Below are 15,252 nucleotides of genomic sequence, written 5' to 3'. Positions count from 1 at the left end.
GGTCACCCGTGGACCGCATGACCTGCTCCGAACCGGCGGACGAGGTCGTCGACCACGGCGTTGGTGATGCCGGTGCCGGGGAACACGGCGAGGCTGCTGATCGGGAAGTTCCCGATCACGGTCAGCAGTTCGTCGTCGCCGAGGATGCCCTGCGGTCGCCCGTCGGCGTCGACGCCGATCGCCGCGCGTACGGCGGCGGAGCCGTCCGGATCGGCCAGCCATTCCTGCAGGGTGGCCATGCCGTCGAGCGGCCGCGCCGGCAGTGGGCCGGCGACCTCGACGCCGGCGGTCAGGCGTAGGTCGCGGGAGGACGCGCCGATCGCGAGCTCGAACGTGCCGCCTTCGAGCACCCATCCGCTGCGTGCCCAGTAGGACAGATCGCGCCTACTGAGGTGGAACGTCAGCGTCCGGGACGCCCCGGACTCGAGGTAGACCTTCGCGAAGCCTTTCAGTTCGCGGACGGGTCGGGCGACCTGGGCCTGGGGGTCGCCGACGTACAGCTGGACCACCTCGTGGCCGGCCCGGTGGCCGGTGTTGCGGACCGTGCAGCTGACGGTGATCGAGGCGTCGCCGGTGACGGCGGTGTGCAGGTCCGAGTACGCGAACGTGGTGTAGGACAGGCCGTGGCCGAACGGGTAGCTCACGTCGCGGCCGACGGCGTCGTAGCCGCGGTAGCCGACGAAGACGCCCTCGCCGTAGCGGACGTGTCCCGCCTCGCCGGGGAAGTTCAGGTACGACGGGGTGTCCTCCAGGCGCAGGGGGATGGTCTCGGCGAGCCGTCCGGACGGGTTGGCGATGCCGAAGAGCAGGTCGGCTACGGCGCCGCCGGCGGCCTGGCCGGACAGCCAGCATTCCAGGATCGCCCGGCTGTGCTGCTGCCAGCCGTCCAGTCGCACGACGGACCCGTTGACGAGGACCACGACGATGTTCGGGTTGGCCTGGGCGAGCTGCGCCAGCAGGCCGGTCTGGCCGGCCGGCAGGTCGACGTGGGTGCGGTCGAGGCCTTCCGATTCGTCGGCGGCCGGCAGGCCGAGGAAGACGACGACCGTGTCGGCTCGACGGGCCAGCTCGGCCGCCTCGGCGGCAAGGCCGTCATCGCGGGCCGTGTTGCTGAGGTCGTAGCCGGCGGCGAAGGCCACCTCGACGCCCGGCGATGCGGCCGCGCGGATCTCGTCCAGGGCCACCTCGACGCGGGTCGGGTTGACCTGGGAGCTGCCCGCGCCCTGGAAGCGTGGGGTGCGGGCGAGCTCACCGATCACGGCGATGGTCTGGCCGGCCGCCGGCTGCAGTGGCAGCATCGTGTGGTCGTTCTTGAGCAGCACGGCGCACTCGGCGGCGGCGGCGCGGGCCAGCCGGTGGTGCGAGTCGGCGTCGAACGTCGCCGCGACGGGGTCCGCCGCCCGTGCGACGAGGTTGAGCACCCGCAGCACGGCCCGGTCGAGGACAGCCTCGTCGAGTTCACCGTCGCGGACGGCGGTCACAATGGCTCGGTCGCTGACCCCGAGCCTGGGCGGCATCTCCAGGTCGAGCCCGGCGCGGAGCGCGGCGATGCGGTCGTGTACAGCGCCCCAGTCGGACACGACGAGCCCGTCGAATCCCCATTCGCCGCGCAGGACGTCGGTGAGCAGCCAATGGTGCTGCGACGCGTGCACCCCGTTGATCCGGTTGTAGGCGCACATCACCGTCCACGGTCCGGCCTCGGTCACCACCCGCTCGAAGGCCGGTAGATAGATCTCGCGCATGGTGCGCTCGTCGACGTCGGCGCTGACCCGCAGCCGGTCGGTCTCCTGGTTGTTGACCGCGAAGTGCTTCACCGACGCGCCGACGCCCTGGCTCTGGATGCCGCTGACGTGGGCGGCGCCGAGCACGCCGGACAGCAGCGGGTCCTCGGAGAAGTACTCGAAGTTCCGGCCGCACAGTGGTGATCGTTTGATGTTGATGCCCGGCCCGAGCACGACGGCGACGCCCTGCGCGCGGGCCTCCGCGCCGATCGCGGCGCCGACGCGCCGGACCAGGTCCGGGTTCCAGGAGGAGCCCAGTGCGCTCGCGGTCGGGAAGCAGGTGGCGGGCAGGCTGCCGGAGATGCCGGCGTGGTCGGCGTCGGGCTGGCGGCGCATCCCGTGCGGGCCGTCGGCGACCATGACCGCTGGTACCCCGAGGCGAGGTACCGGTGCTGTTTGCCAGACGCTGGAACCCAGGCACAGCGACGCCTTCTCCTCCAGGGTGAGCTCGGCGAGCAGGTCCGTCGGGCTTCTCACGATGTGTGGCTCCCGTGATGGATGGCGTCGAGCCGGCCGGTGGCGGCGACGCGGGCGAGGGCGTGGGCGGAGGGTTTGACGACCCGCGTGTGGTCGTCGCTGACGGCGATGAGGCCGAACTTGGGGCGGTAACCCTCGCTCCATTCGAAGTTGTCGAACGCGGACCAGTGCAGGTAGCCGCGGACGTCGGCACCTTCGCGGATCGCCTGGGCGGTGGCCGTGAGGTGCCCGTCGAGGTAGGCGAGGCGTTCGGTGTCGTCCTCGGTGGCGATGCCGTTCTCCGTGACGTAGAGCGGCAGGCCGGTCGCCGCGGCACGATGCAGCACCTCGCGTAGGCCGTCGGGGTGGACGGCCCAGCCCATCTGGGTCGTGGGTGTGCCGGGTGGCGGGTCGGCGAAGAGGGTCGGGGAGGCCGGATCGACCCATTGTTTGCGGTAGTACTGCACGCCGAGCCAGTCGCCACGGTCGGGTCCGGTGAGCCCGTCGAGGTACAGGTCGACGATCTCGTGGCGCATGGTGCGGTGGAATGCGTGGCAGGCCGGGTCGTCGCGGATGGGCGCGAGCAGCGGCAGCTGCACGGCCAGGCCCGTCTGCGCGCCGGGCGATGCGGCCCGGACGGCGGCGACCGCGGCGTGGTGGGCGTCGAGGAGGGTCCGGCCCACTCGCTTCCACAGCACCGGGTTGGTGGTTCCGGGCGGGTGGTACCCCTCGAGGTAGCCGTGCAGAGCGACCATCTGGGGCTCGTTGATGGTGCAGACGAACGGCATCAGCTCGCCGAGCTCGGCGGCGACGTGCCGGCAGTAGCGGGCGAACAGGTGCACGGCGTCCGGGCCGAGCCAGCCACCGCGGGCCGCGAACCAGCGGGGCAGCGTGAAGTGGTGCAGGGTGACGAAGGCGGTCATGCCGGTGCCGGCGAGGGCGGTGAGGACCCGCCGATAGTGCGCGACGGCAGCCCGGCTGAACTCGCCGGGCGCCGGTTCGATCCGGGACCACTCCAGCGACAGCCGATGGGCGTTGTGCCCGAGCTGCCGCAGGAGCGTGAAGTCCTCGGCGTAGCGGTGGAAGTGGTCGATGCCGTCGCCGGACGACTCCCGGGCGGCAGAGGCGGGGGCGTGTTCGAAGTCCCACCAGTCGTTGTTGACGTTGCCACCCTCGACCTGATGTGCGGAGGTGGCGGCACCCCACAGGAAGCCGGCGGGAAAGTCGCGGTGCACGTGGCTCCGATCTGCCGGAGCGGCCCGCCGCCGACGGCGGGCCGCTCCGGGCTGGGCTATCGCTGGACGGTGGTGAAGGTGAAGGAGCCGGATCCGGCGCGGTAGACGGCGTGGCCGCCGTCGACGCGCAGGAACTGGGTCCGGGCGGGCTGGTCCACGACGCGGCCGCCGCGCAGCGGCACCCAGATCTCGGCGGTGGTGTTCGCCGGGATCGTCACGTCGAGCCGGAACCGCTTGCCGTCGACCTTCCACGCCGAGCGGGCGGTGCCCTGCGGCGTCTGGTAGCTGCCCTTGACGAAGGTCAGATCGCCGACGAGCTTCGGCCGGATGGTCAGCGACCGGTAGGCGCCGCCGGCCGGGCGGATGCCGGCCAGGTCGGTGTGGAACCATTCCTCGATCTGGGCGAGGATCATGTGGTTCTTCGAGTCGCCCCGGGTCCACCGCTCCCCCATGGTCGTCATGCCGCCGGGGTTGGCGGTGGTCGACGCCATGAAGTAGCCGTAGCTGGGCTGCTCGTCGCGCTGCAGCAGGTCCCACAGCACGTCGTCGCGCCCACCGTCGGCGAGCGCCCGCACGGTCGGGGCCATGCCGATGGTGCCGCCGCTGAAGTGCGGCCCTTCGCCGGTGGGGTGGAACGCGTAGACGAGCTCGACCAGCGCGTCCAGGACGGCGCCGCGCTCGCTGTCCGGGACGAGCCCGGCGTCAAGAGCGAGGGCCTGCGCGGTCTGGGTCGCGCCGGTGGTGCCGGCGTTGCCGTCGGTGGTGTACCGGCGCAGGGTGGTGTTGTAGAAGTGGGCGTTGAACGCTGTCTTGATGTCGGCGGCGAGCGTGCGGTACTTCGCCGCGTCGGCCTGGTGGCCGGTCAGCTCCGACATCACCGCCAGCTTGCTGATCATGGTGTAGTAGCCCCAGGTGCCGGTGATCCGGCCCGAGGTCTGGTCGGCGGCGACCCAGTCGGCGAGCGCGGCGTCGACGATGTGCGCGTTGTCGCCGGTGCCGACCTTCTGGCGCTGGATGTAGTCGGCGAAGCGGACCATCGGCTCGTAGTAGCGGGCCATGGTCTGGGTGTCGCCGTACAGCTCGTACAACATCGACGGGACCAGGATGATCGCGTTGCCCCAGTTGATCTCGTCGCCGAACCGGCCGGTGTAGCCCCAGTCGTAGACCGGGGTCTTCAGTGCCACATTGCCGAACATCGGGGTGTCGGCCGTCGACTGGCCCTCGACGAGGTGGCGCATGGTGGTGCGCAGGTAGGCGTCGAGCTCGAAGTTGCGGTGGATGGACGCCATCGGCATGGTGTAGTCGGCCGGGTAGGACAGCTTCTCCCGGCCGGGGCAGTCGGTGAACACCGACATGACGTTGGATGCGAAGGAGTACCGCGACATCGTGTGGATGCGGTTGATCCGGGCGTTGGACGTGGTCACCTCGCCGGCGACCGGGACGGCCGCCTGCAGCCGCAGGCCCTTGACGAGCTGTTTCGTCGGGACGTAGCCGGCCGGCAGGCCGGTGACCTGGACCCACTGCATGCCGAAGTAGTTGAAGTTCGGGTGCCAGGTCTCCCAGGTTCCTCGGTCGCGCTGCCCGGCGGTGGTATAGGTGTTGAACAGGTCGCGGCCACGGCTGCCGCCGCCGCCCATGAGGGACGCCTGGTCGACGGTGCCGTCCGCGGCGAGCGACTCGGCCGGGGCCACCTTCACGACCGTCCCGGCCGGGAGGTCGCCGGGCAGGTGCAGTTCGGGCCAGCCGACGATGTTCTGCCCGAAGTCGAACACCCACGTGCCGGCGACGGGGTTCGTCACAGACACCGGTGTAAACGTTTCAACCACGCCGACGGGTTCGGCGCTGCGGGCGACGAGCTTGGTGGCCAGATTCGGCGGCGGCGCGATGCCGGCGTCGATCCAGCCCGTCGCGGTGCCGTCGCGGCGCTTCGCGGTGGCCGACAGGTCGGCGCCGGGCTGGTCCCAGCCGGCCTGCTCGCGGCGGGCGTCGTAGTCGGCGCCGGAGTACCAGGCGTCGGTGACGAGCGGACCGAGCGCGGTGCGCCAGGACCGGTCCGACACGACGATGTCGGTGGAGCCGTTGATGTAGCTGATCTCCAGTCGCGCGATCAGCCGGGGCGTGACCGCGGCGCCGGCCGAGGCGTCGCTGGCGGCGACGTTGTTCCCGGAACCGGTCACGGTCGCGCCGGAGAGGTGCGGCTTGGACAGCGCGGGCGTGAACGTGATCGCGGTGCCGGCGATGGTGGTGACCGTGCGCGACTCCAGGTTGTCTCCACCGCCGCCGGTGTCGACGTTGACGGTACCGCCGACGTGGTAGCCGGTCACGGAGTCGAGCTGCACGGTCGTGGCGCCCGGCGGGGTGTCGGCGGTGAGGGTGCCGGTGCCCTTGAGCTGGCTCTGCCACCAGGAGTACGGCGCGGTCCGGCCGACTGCCGGGTTGGTGACGCTGCGGCGCACGTAGGCCGGGCCGTTGCCGAGCTGGACGCCGATGGTGTTGCCGCCCGCGCGCAGGTCGCGGGTGACGTCGTAGGTGCGGTACTCGCTGGAGAGCTGGTAGTTGGCGTTGCCTGGGGCGAGAACCTCGTCGGTGAGCGTGCGGCCGTTGAGGGTGGGCAGGTGCAGGCCGACGCCGGACAGGTAGAGCCGGGCGGAGCTGACACGTTTGCGGTGGTCGACGGTGAACTGCCGGGCGAAGATCGGCATCGGCTGGTTCTCGGCGCGGCCGGGATACTCGATCCAGCGGGACGCACCCCAGTCGGATGGCTGGAGCAGGCCCATCTCCCACGACGACGTCCTGCTCCAGTCGGACTGGCGCCGGTCGGCGTCCCAGACCCGCACCTGCCAGACGACCCGGTCGCGCGAGGCGAGGGCGCGGCCGGCGTAGGGGATGCCGGTCTGAGTGGCCGAGGCGACCTTGCCGCTGTCCCAGATGAGCTTGCCGTGTTTGAGGTTCGCCTCGCTGGTGGCGGCCTGGAGCTGGTACGCGGTCTGCCGGTCGGCGGGGCACGCGGTATGTGAGTTCGGGCGGTAGCAGGGGTGTGTGGCCGCGCGGCGGGTTTCGGCAATCTGCCAGCCGAGGACCGGGGTGGCGTTGTCGATGCCCAGGGACTGGTCGGAACGGCCGTCGACGGTGAGGTTGACGACTTCGACGTTGGCCTGACCGGCGGCTGCTGCGGCCGGCGTGGCGTTCAATGCCTGGGACATGACCAGGGCGAGGGTCGCCCCAAGTCCCACGAGTGTGCGCACCTGATGTCTGGCGGTTGACACTGGTACTCCTTCACAAATGGCCCCGCCGGCCGTCGCCGGCCGGCGGGGTGTGGGGTGGTCAGGCGCCGGCCTTGTAGTCGGCGTCCATGGCGGCGAGCACCTTGTCCGGGGTGGACTGTCCGCTGAAGATCTCCTGCAGGCCGGACAGCATGGTCTGCTGGACCTTGGCGTTGGGCCAGAGCTGGTCCATGAACGGAACAGTCCGGTTGTCCTTGAGGTACGTGGTGAGTTCGGTGAACGCCGGGTCGACCGCGGATCCGCTGTCCGCCAGCGACGGCAGGCTGCCCTGCTTGGCGTTGAACACCTTCATGCCCTCGGGCGACATGACGAAGTTGACGAACTTCAGCGCCAGGTCCTTGTTCTTGGCCTTGGCGTTGACGCCGTAGCCGGCACCCGCGGCGGCGGGCATCATGAACTCGGCTGGGGTGTCGGTCGCGGGCAGCGCCTTGAGGGTGAACGTGCCGCTGGGGTTCTTGCCCTTGAGCAGGGCGACGACCCAGTTGCCCTGGATGATGCCGAGGGTCTTGCCGGTCGCGGCGAGGTCCTGGCTGGCCTCGTAGCTGGTGCCGAGCGGGTTCTTCTGGAAGCAGCCGGTCTTGTCCATCTCCTGGTACTTGGCCATCGCGGTCGTCCACGGCGACTTGGCGAACGAGGTGGCCCCGCTCTGCAGCTTGGTGTCGAAGTCGCGGTCGGTACCGAAGACCACGGTGGCGGCGAGGGCGTAGAGGGCGAGCTGGTTGACCCAGTTGTCCTGGATGCCGAGGGCGAACGCCGGGGTGCCCTTGCCTGCTGCGGCCTTGCAGAAGGCCAGCAGCTCCGTCCAGGTGCCCGGCGCCTTGAGGCCGGCCTGGGCGAGCGCCTGCTCGTTGTAGACGGCGCCGATGCCGTTGAGGCCGAACACGGCGTTGTAGGTCTTGCCCTGGTACTGCGCGACGCTCTTGAGCCCGGCCGGCAGCTTCGACGCCCACGGCTGGTCGGACAGGTCCATGAGGTAGCCGGGCTTGGCCAGCACGAAGGTGGCGCCGGGGTTGCCGTTGCCGGGCCAGACCGTCATCACGTCGGGTGCGGTACCGGAGGCGAGCTGCGTGCGGATCTGCTGCTGGTACTGGTCGGCACCGCTGGTGGTGTAGCGGACCTTGACCCCGGGGTTGGCGGCCTCGAACGCCGTGACGACCTCCTCGATGGAGCCCTGGTCGACGGAGGCGAGGGTCAGGGTGTTGCTGTCACTGCCGGAGCCGGCGTTGGTGCCACTGCTGCACGCGGTGACGGCGACGGCGAGCGCGGCGGCCAGAGCGAGTGCTCGGAACGATCTCATGGCGTCTCCCGAACGGGGGTGTGGTTGGGGATGGCGGTGAAGGTGTAACGGCCGGACGCCAGCCGCAGGACGAGCCCCGCGGCGGACGGTTCGGCGCCGAGGACCCCGGGCTCGTCGCGCTCGCGCACGCTGGCCGGGTCGGCGGTGGGGACTTCCAGCAGGGCGGTGCTCCCCGGAGGTACCGTGGCGGTCACGGTGATCCGGTCGTCGGTGATGGCCCAGCCGCAGGCGACCGTGCCGCGGGCCGTGTCCTGCTCGGCGCGGGCCCAGCTGAGCCGGCCACCCGGCAGCGGGCGCAGCAGCAGCTCGCGGTAGGCGACCGAGGCGGGCGTCTGGTCGATGCCAGCGACCCGGCTGAACAGCCAGTCGCCGACGCTGCCGAGGCTGTAGTGGTTGAAGGAGTTCATCGCATCGGCCTGGAAGCCGCCGTGCTCGGTCCAGCCGTCCCAGCGCTCCCAGATCGTGGTCGCGCCGTGACGGATCGAGTACCCCCAGGACGGGAACTCGTCCTGGTGCAGCAGCGCGTAGGCGAGGTCGGCCCGGCCGTGCTCGGCCAGCACCGGGCACAACAGCTGCACGCCGACGAACCCGGTGGTGAGCCGGTTGCCGCGCTGTTCGATGCCCGCGGCCAGGTGCTTGACCGCCGCGGCGACCAGGTCGTCGGGCAGTAGCCCGAACGAGAGCGCGAGCAGGTAGCCGGTCTGGGTCTCCCCTTCGACGGTACCGTCGTCGCCGACGTATGCGTCGATGAACGCCTCGCGGACGGCGGCGTACAGGGCGCGGTGCTCGGCCGCGTCGTGTGGCCGGCCGAGGACGTCGGCGGCGTCGGCGACGATCGCGGCGCTGCGGGCGAAGTAGGCCGTCGCGAGGAGGTCGCGCGGGGTGTCCGCGTCGACCTGCAGCCAGTCGCCGTAGTTGTTGCCGGTGTGGTGGCGCCAGCGCAGGTCCGGGTTGTGCCGGCGGATGTGCGCGACCCAGGCGGCCATCGCGTCGAAGGAGTCGGCCAGGACCTGCCGGTCGCCGTAGGTGCGCCACAGGTGCCAGGGGATGATCACGCCGGCGTCGCCCCAGGCCGGGGCGGCCTCGCGGTGCATGGTGATGACCGGCGCGACGTCGCGGAAGGCGCCGCAGGTGTCCTGGCCGTCGACGACGTCGCGCATCCAGCGGGAGAAGAACGCGGCGACGTCCGCGTTGCGGCTGGCGGTCGGGGCGAAGATCTGGGCGTCGGCGAGCCAGCCGAGGCGCTCGTCGCGCTGCGGGCAGTCGGTCGGCACGGCGACGAAGTTGCCCCGCTGGCCCCAGACGATGTTGTGGTACAGCTGGTTCGTGACCGGGTCGGAGCACTCGAACCGGCCGGTCCACGGGGTGTCGCTGTGCAGCACCCGGGCGACGATGTCGGCCGCGTCGAGCTCTCCCGGGTGGCCGTCGATCTCGGCGTAGCGGAACCCGTGGCTGGTGAACTGCGGCTCGAACACCTCGACCGGATCACCGGCGGCGACGTAGACGTCGGTGGCAGCGGCCCGCCGCAGGTTGGCCACATACAGTTCGCCCTCGGCGACGACTTCGGCGTGCCGGACGGTGACCCGGTGGCCGCGCGGCGCGGACCGCAGGGTGAGCCGGACCCGGCCGACGACGTTCTGCCCGAAGTCGACGACGTACCGGCCCGGCGCCTTGTGCTGCACCGTCGCGGCCGGCAGCTCCAGCGTGACGCGGACCGGATGGTCGGGCTCGGCGACCAGCGGTCCGGGATCGGTGCCGAGGACCGCGACCGGCGCGAAATCGTCGACGGTGGCGGCGGCGTCCCAGCCGGGCAGGTGCCGGCGGGCGTCGACGACCTGCCCCATCAGCAGGTCGGCGCTGAGGATGTCGCCTGGGCGCTCGGTCCAGGTGGTGTCGGTGGCAATGACCCGCCGGGATCCGTCGGCGAAGTCGAGGACCAGCTGCGCGAGGAACGCCGGGCAGTCGCCGTAGTGCTGCGCGGCGCGGCGCGGGTCGAAGCCGACGTAGCCGCTCCACCAGCCGTCGGCGACGACGGCGGCGAGCACGTTGTCGCCCGCCTGGACGAGGTCGGTCACGTCGTACGTCTGGTACTGCAGCCGCCGGTGGTACTCCGTCCAGCCGGGGGCGAGCTCGTGGTCGCCGGCCCGCCGGCCGTTGAGCCGCGGCTCGTAGACGCCCCGCGCGGTCGCGTACAGCCGGGCCCGGACCGGCCGGTCGGCGAGGTGGAAGGCCCGGCGCAGGTGCAGCGGCGGGGGTAGCAGGTCGGCGCCGGCGACGTCGTCGGCGCCCGGGGGCTCGACGGCCGGGTGGCGGACCGGGTCGCGGCCGATCCACGCGGCCGACCAGTCGGAGCGGTGCAGCAGGCCGGTCTCGAACCAGCTCTGCGCCGACCCGGCCGGTGCGCCGGTCTCGTCCCAGACCTCGACCCGCCAGTGGTAGCGGGTGGCCGACTGCAACGGCGGTCCGTCCCACGGGATCAGCAGGCCCTCGCCGGACTCACGCCGGCCGGTGTCCCATAGCGGGCGGCCCGGGTCGTCGAGGGTGGCGGTGATGCGGTACGCCGTCTGTGCGGCGCCGCGCCGGTCGCTGTCGAGCTTCCACGACAGCCGTGGCCGGGGGTGGTCGATGCCGAGCGGCTCCTGCCGCTGCTCTGCCTGCAGCCCGTAGATGCGGATGGTCATCCCTTCAGCCCTCCGGCGAAGCCGTTGATGATGCTGCGCTGCAGCGCGAAGTACACGGCCAGCACCGGCACGATGCTGATGAGCAGCGCGGCGAAGACGAGGTTCCAGTCGGAGACGTACTGGCCGAAGAAGCCCGCGAGCGCGACCGGCACCGTCTGCTGGGTGCCGCCGCTGAGGTACAGCAGCGGCGTGAAGAAGTCGTTCCACACCGCGACGGCGTTGAGCACGAGCGCGGTCACCGTGACCGGTTTGAGCATCGGGAAGACGACGTACCGGAACACCTGCACCGGCGTGCAGCCGTCGATGGCGGCGGCGTCCTCGAACTCGCGCGGCAGCGACCGCAGGAAGCCGACGTACAGGAATGTCGTGAACGGCACCTGCAGCCCGGCGTAGAACAGCACGAGCGCCCAGACCGAGCCGAGCAGCCCGAGGTCGCGCATCGTCTGGTACAGCGGCAGTGCCGCCAGCTGGAACGGCAGCACCAGACCGAGCATGACCAGCAGGAAGGTGCCCTTCGACCAGGCCGCTGCGATCCTGGCGAGGGGGTAGGCGGCGAGCGAGGAGACGGCGAGCACGACGACGACGCTGACCGCCGTGACGAGGGCGCTGTTGATGAGCGCCCCGCCGAGGCCGGCCTGCTGCCAGGCCTCGGTGAAGTTCGACAGGGTGGGCGAGGTGGTGGGCCGGATCGGCGAGCCGGTGTCGGACGGTGCGCGGACCGCGAGGTTGATCAGCACGTACACCGGGAAGCCGATCACGGCGGCGACGGCGACCATCACCAGTTCCAAGGCGAGGGTGCGGCGGCGGTAGCGGTTCATGACGCCGCCCGCTCGTTGCGGGCCAGCACCAGGTACTGCCCGGTCGACGCGATCGCGACGATGATGGTGAGGACGACGGCGAGGGCGATGCTGTAGCCGAACTCGCCGAGGGTGAACGCGTCCTTGTAGATCAGCGTCGAGATGGTGTCGGTGGCGTGCCCGGGACCGCCGCCGGTGAGCGCGTACACCTGGTCGAACAGCTTGATCCCGCCGATGAGCGACAGCATCAGGTTGATCGTGATCGCCGGCGCCAGCAGCGGCCGCACGATCGACCAGAAGCGGCGGACCGGTCCGGTGCCGTCCATCGCCGCGGCCTCGTAGATCTCACGCGGGATGGACTGCAGCCCGGCGAGGAAGATGACCATCGAGTACCCGGCGAACTGCCATACGATGACCGCGACGACCGACCACAGCGCCAGCTGCGGGTCGCCGAGCCAGTCCTGCTGCCACGCACCCAGCCCGACCGCGCCGAGCAGGCTGTTCACCGCGCCGTCGGGGCCGAGCAGGTTGCGCCACAGGTAGGCGGTCACGATCGGCGTCACCACGGCAGGAGCGAAGAGGAAGACCCGCAGCACGTTCCGCGACTTGATCATCGTGTTGACGCCGAGCGCGAGCAGCAGCCCGACGCCGTTCTGGATGACCGTGATGGCCACCGCGATGAGCAGGGTGTGCCGGATCGCCTGCAGCGCGTTCGGGTCGTCGAGCATGGCGCTGAAGTTGTCCAGACCGATGAACGACCAGGCCGGCGACAGGCCGTCCCAGTCGGTGAAGGCGTAGTACACGCCCCGCCCGCTCGGCAGGAGCACGACGTAGGCGAACAACGCCATCGCGGGGAGCACGAACCACCACGGCGGGTCGGTGCGACGCCGGCGCGGCGACCGGGGCACGTGCTCGGCCGTCTTCTCGGTCAGTGTCATGGGGCTGCGACCACTCTCTAAAACGTTTCATTCGGGATGGCCGGAATCGGTCCGGCCCGGGTCGATCGAGCCGCGCCGCAGCCAGGCGAGGCGGCGGCACCGCGGAGCGCGCAAGGGGTGTTCGCGTGAGCGGCGATCAGCCGTGGGCAACGTTTTCCAAATGTGTGACGCCGACCATAGGAGGGCCCCGGCTGTTACGTCAAGGGGTCGGAGGTGCTTCACGCTCATGAACGGCCTTTACCTGGAACTGGGTCTAGGAATTTCGCAATGATCATCCCTACACTGCGAGGGTAACGTTGCCCACCGCCCGGAGGTCCATCGGATGACCCGCGACGCACCGGCCCGCCGGGTCACCATCGTGGACGTGGCCCGGCACGCCCAGGTCTCCACCACAACGGTGTCCAAGGTGCTGCGCAACGCCACCGGTGCCAGCCCGGCGATGCGGGCCAGGGTCCAGCACGCCATCGCTGAGCTCGGGTACCGCCCGTACGCCGGCGCACGGGGCATGCGCGGCCGCACCTTCACGATCGGCGTGATGCTCCCCGACATCCGCAACCCGTTCTTCGCCGACGTCCTCGCCGGCCTGACCGAGCACCTGCACGGCACCGGCTACCAGGTGCTGCACGGCACCGGCCGCAACGGCGAGGTCATCGAGGCCCGGGTCACCGAGGCCATGGTCGACCGCGGCATGGACGGCCTCGTCCTCATCGCGCCGATCTCCTCCGGCGCGCACCTGGAGCGCATCGCCCGGGCTGTGCCGACCGTGGTCGTCGGGCGGCACGGCCGTTCCACGGTCTACGACACCGTCGCCGACGACGACCACACGGGCGCCCACCTCGTCGTCGCCCACCTCGCCGGCCTCGGCCACCGGCGCATCGCCCTGATCGACCACCACGAGACCGACCCCGTCCGCCTTGTCGAGATGCCCAACGCCGTGCGGGCCGCCGGCTACCGCCACGCCATGCGGATGCACGGGCTGACCGACGAGATCGACGTGGTGTCCACGACGTACACCCACGACGGCGGCTACCTCGGCGCGAAGCAGTTCCTGGCCCGCCCCGCACTGCCCACGGCCGTCTTCACCGGAGCCGACATCGTCGCCATGGGCGTGCTGCAGGCCCTGGCCGAGGCGGGCCTGTCGGTGCCGGCGGACATCTCGGTCGCCGGCTACGACAACACCGCGATCGCCGCCTTCGGTCCGGTCTCGCTCACCAGCGTCGACCAGGCCGGCCGGCAGATCGGCGCTGACGCCGCCCGGCTCCTGCTCGCCCGAATCGCCGACCGTCGCACGCCGGCGAGTCATCTCAAGCTGACCCCGACGCTCGTGGCCAGGCGTACGACCGCACCGCCGCGGCTGTGACAGTAGCCCTGGCCGCACCCACCGACCGGCCCGTACACTCCCGGGCGACGTTGCTCATGCTGTAAGGAGCTAGGATGCGGAAGCCGTCGGCACGCACCCGGCGAGTCACCATCGTCGACGTCGCGCAGCACGCCGAGGTGTCCACGACCGCCGTGTCAAAGGTGCTCCGCAACGCGTACGGGGCCAGCCCCGAGATGCAGGCGAAGGTCCGCAAGGCGATCGCCGAGCTCGGCTACCGGCCGCACGCCGCGGCCCGCGGCATGCGCGGCCAGACCTACACCATCGGCGTGATGCTGCCGAACATCCGCAACCCGTTCTTCGCCGACGTCCTCGACGGGGCGACCGAGGTCCTCGAGGCCGCCGGCTACCAGGTGCTGATGGGCCCCGGCTGCAACGGCGAGGCGGAGGAGGCCCGCGTCACCGAGACCATGATCGACCACAGCATGGACGGCGTCATCCTCATCGCCCCCGTATCCAGCCGCAGGCACCTCGAACACGTCGCCGCCGCCGTTCCGACCGTCATGGTCGGCCGCCACGGACGCTCGTCGAGCTACGACTCCGTCGCCGACGACGACCTCTCCGGTGCCGCCCTGGTCGTCAACCACCTCGCGGACCTCGGCCACCGCCGCATCGCCCACATCGAACACCTGGAGACCGACCCGGACCGCCTCGCCGAGATGCCCAACGCCGTACGTGCGGACGGCTACCGGCAGGCGATGCGCGCCCGGCGGCTCGACGAGTACATCGACGTCGCCTCCACCAGCTACACCCAGGAGGGCGGCTACCTTGGCACCCAGCAACTGCTCGACCGGCTCCACCGGCCGACCGCGATCTTCGCCGGCGCCGACATCGTCGCCATGGGCGCACTGCAAGCCATCGCCGAGGCCGGCCTGTCCGTGCCCGACGACGTCGCGGTCGCCGGCTACGACAACACCATGTTCGCCGGGTTCGCGCCCGTCTCACTCACGAGTGTCGACCAGGGCGGCCGCCAGATGGGCCGCAACGCCGCCCGGCTCGTCCTGGAGCGTATCGCCGACCCGTCACGGCCCGCGAGCCACATGAAGCTCGCGCCGACCCTGGTCCCCCGCAGGACCACTGCCGTGCTGTCCGGCTGACCTCCACTTGGAGGGAATGGGCATCGTTACCCGCGGCTGCCGAGCAACTTTCTGACTCGCGGTGCTGCGCTGCGACACCTTCGCAGCTCCGTGACGAGCCCAGTCACGCTGCCGCCACACGGCTGCCGTCACCGAAACCCAAGCAGTGCTTGGCCCGCAGCGACGGGCCGCCCTTGACCGGCCCGCGACGCGGCTTCTAGCATATTCACAACAGGCCATATGAAACGTTTCAGAACCGCCAACCCTGAAGCGTGGCAGCACCGCATGCTGCCCGGCGCCAGCCGGGCAGACTCCCCCGCCCCTCATGG

9 protein-coding genes are annotated in these 15,252 nt (G+C 71.1%); 2 read left to right on the top strand and 7 right to left on the bottom strand.

Annotated features, from left to right (window positions below):
• Positions 1-2: 2 nt before the first annotated feature.
• Genes ABZS66_RS15675 through ABZS66_RS15645 form a run of 7 tightly spaced genes read right to left on the bottom strand, consistent with a single transcriptional unit; the run spans position 3 to position 12,469 of the window.
• Positions 3-2,258, bottom strand: coding sequence for a glycoside hydrolase family 3 C-terminal domain-containing protein (locus ABZS66_RS15675; protein WP_354758014.1), 2,256 nt, complete (start codon positions 2,256-2,258; stop codon positions 3-5).
• Complete coding sequence (locus ABZS66_RS15670; RefSeq protein WP_354758012.1) at positions 2,255-3,472, bottom strand: family 1 glycosylhydrolase; 1,218 nt, start codon at positions 3,470-3,472, stop codon at positions 2,255-2,257. Before ABZS66_RS15670 ends, ABZS66_RS15675 begins: the two co-directional genes overlap by 4 nt.
• A 56-nt stretch (positions 3,473-3,528) precedes the next feature.
• The gene (locus ABZS66_RS15665) at positions 3,529-6,738 is read right to left on the bottom strand and encodes a family 78 glycoside hydrolase catalytic domain (protein ID WP_354758010.1); all 3,210 of its coding nucleotides are present in this window, start codon (positions 6,736-6,738) and stop codon (positions 3,529-3,531) included.
• A 58-nt stretch (positions 6,739-6,796) separates the two neighbouring features.
• The gene (locus tag ABZS66_RS15660; protein ID WP_354758008.1) at positions 6,797-8,053 is read right to left on the bottom strand and encodes an extracellular solute-binding protein; all 1,257 of its coding nucleotides are present in this window, start codon (positions 8,051-8,053) and stop codon (positions 6,797-6,799) included.
• The gene (locus ABZS66_RS15655; RefSeq protein ID WP_354758006.1) at positions 8,050-10,734 is read right to left on the bottom strand and encodes a family 78 glycoside hydrolase catalytic domain; all 2,685 of its coding nucleotides are present in this window, start codon (positions 10,732-10,734) and stop codon (positions 8,050-8,052) included. The genes ABZS66_RS15660 and ABZS66_RS15655 overlap by 4 nt, the downstream gene beginning before the upstream one ends.
• Positions 10,731-11,552 (bottom strand): carbohydrate ABC transporter permease, encoded by an 822-nt coding sequence (locus tag ABZS66_RS15650; protein ID WP_354758004.1) that lies wholly within the window; start codon positions 11,550-11,552, stop codon positions 10,731-10,733. Before ABZS66_RS15650 ends, ABZS66_RS15655 begins: the two co-directional genes overlap by 4 nt.
• The gene (locus tag ABZS66_RS15645) at positions 11,549-12,469 is read right to left on the bottom strand and encodes a sugar ABC transporter permease (protein ID WP_354758002.1); all 921 of its coding nucleotides are present in this window, start codon (positions 12,467-12,469) and stop codon (positions 11,549-11,551) included. The genes ABZS66_RS15650 and ABZS66_RS15645 overlap by 4 nt, the downstream gene beginning before the upstream one ends.
• A 322-nt stretch (positions 12,470-12,791) precedes the next feature.
• Here ABZS66_RS15645 and ABZS66_RS15640 point away from each other — a divergent pair, with 322 nt between their 5' ends.
• Both ABZS66_RS15640 and ABZS66_RS15635 read left to right on the top strand, forming a co-directional pair.
• Positions 12,792-13,829, top strand: coding sequence for a LacI family DNA-binding transcriptional regulator (locus ABZS66_RS15640; protein ID WP_354758000.1), 1,038 nt, complete (start codon positions 12,792-12,794; stop codon positions 13,827-13,829).
• A gap of 74 nt (positions 13,830-13,903) precedes the next feature.
• Positions 13,904-14,944: a LacI family DNA-binding transcriptional regulator gene (locus ABZS66_RS15635; protein WP_354757998.1), complete on the top strand. Its 1,041-nt coding sequence runs from the start codon at positions 13,904-13,906 to the stop codon at positions 14,942-14,944.
• Positions 14,945-15,252: the final 308 nt, after the last annotated feature.

Source organism: Dactylosporangium sp. NPDC005572, assembly GCF_040605515.1.
Classification (GTDB): domain Bacteria; phylum Actinomycetota; class Actinomycetes; order Mycobacteriales; family Micromonosporaceae; genus Dactylosporangium.
This window is presented reverse-complemented; position numbering and strand designations above follow the sequence as displayed.

Bases quoted from the DNA above. Each gene is read 5' to 3' on its own strand.
- ABZS66_RS15660 (WP_354758008.1), bottom strand. From the start codon at position 8,053: ATGAGATCGTTCCGAGCACTCGCTCTGGCCGCCGCGCTCGCCGTCGCC.
- ABZS66_RS15655 (WP_354758006.1), bottom strand. From the start codon at position 10,734: ATGACCATCCGCATCTACGGGCTGCAGGCAGAGCAGCGGCAGGAGCCG.
- ABZS66_RS15650 (WP_354758004.1), bottom strand. From the start codon at position 11,552: ATGAACCGCTACCGCCGCCGCACCCTCGCCTTGGAACTGGTGATGGTC.
- ABZS66_RS15645 (WP_354758002.1), bottom strand. From the start codon at position 12,469: ATGACACTGACCGAGAAGACGGCCGAGCACGTGCCCCGGTCGCCGCGC.
- ABZS66_RS15640 (WP_354758000.1), top strand. From the start codon at position 12,792: ATGACCCGCGACGCACCGGCCCGCCGGGTCACCATCGTGGACGTGGCC.
- ABZS66_RS15635 (WP_354757998.1), top strand. From the start codon at position 13,904: ATGCGGAAGCCGTCGGCACGCACCCGGCGAGTCACCATCGTCGACGTC.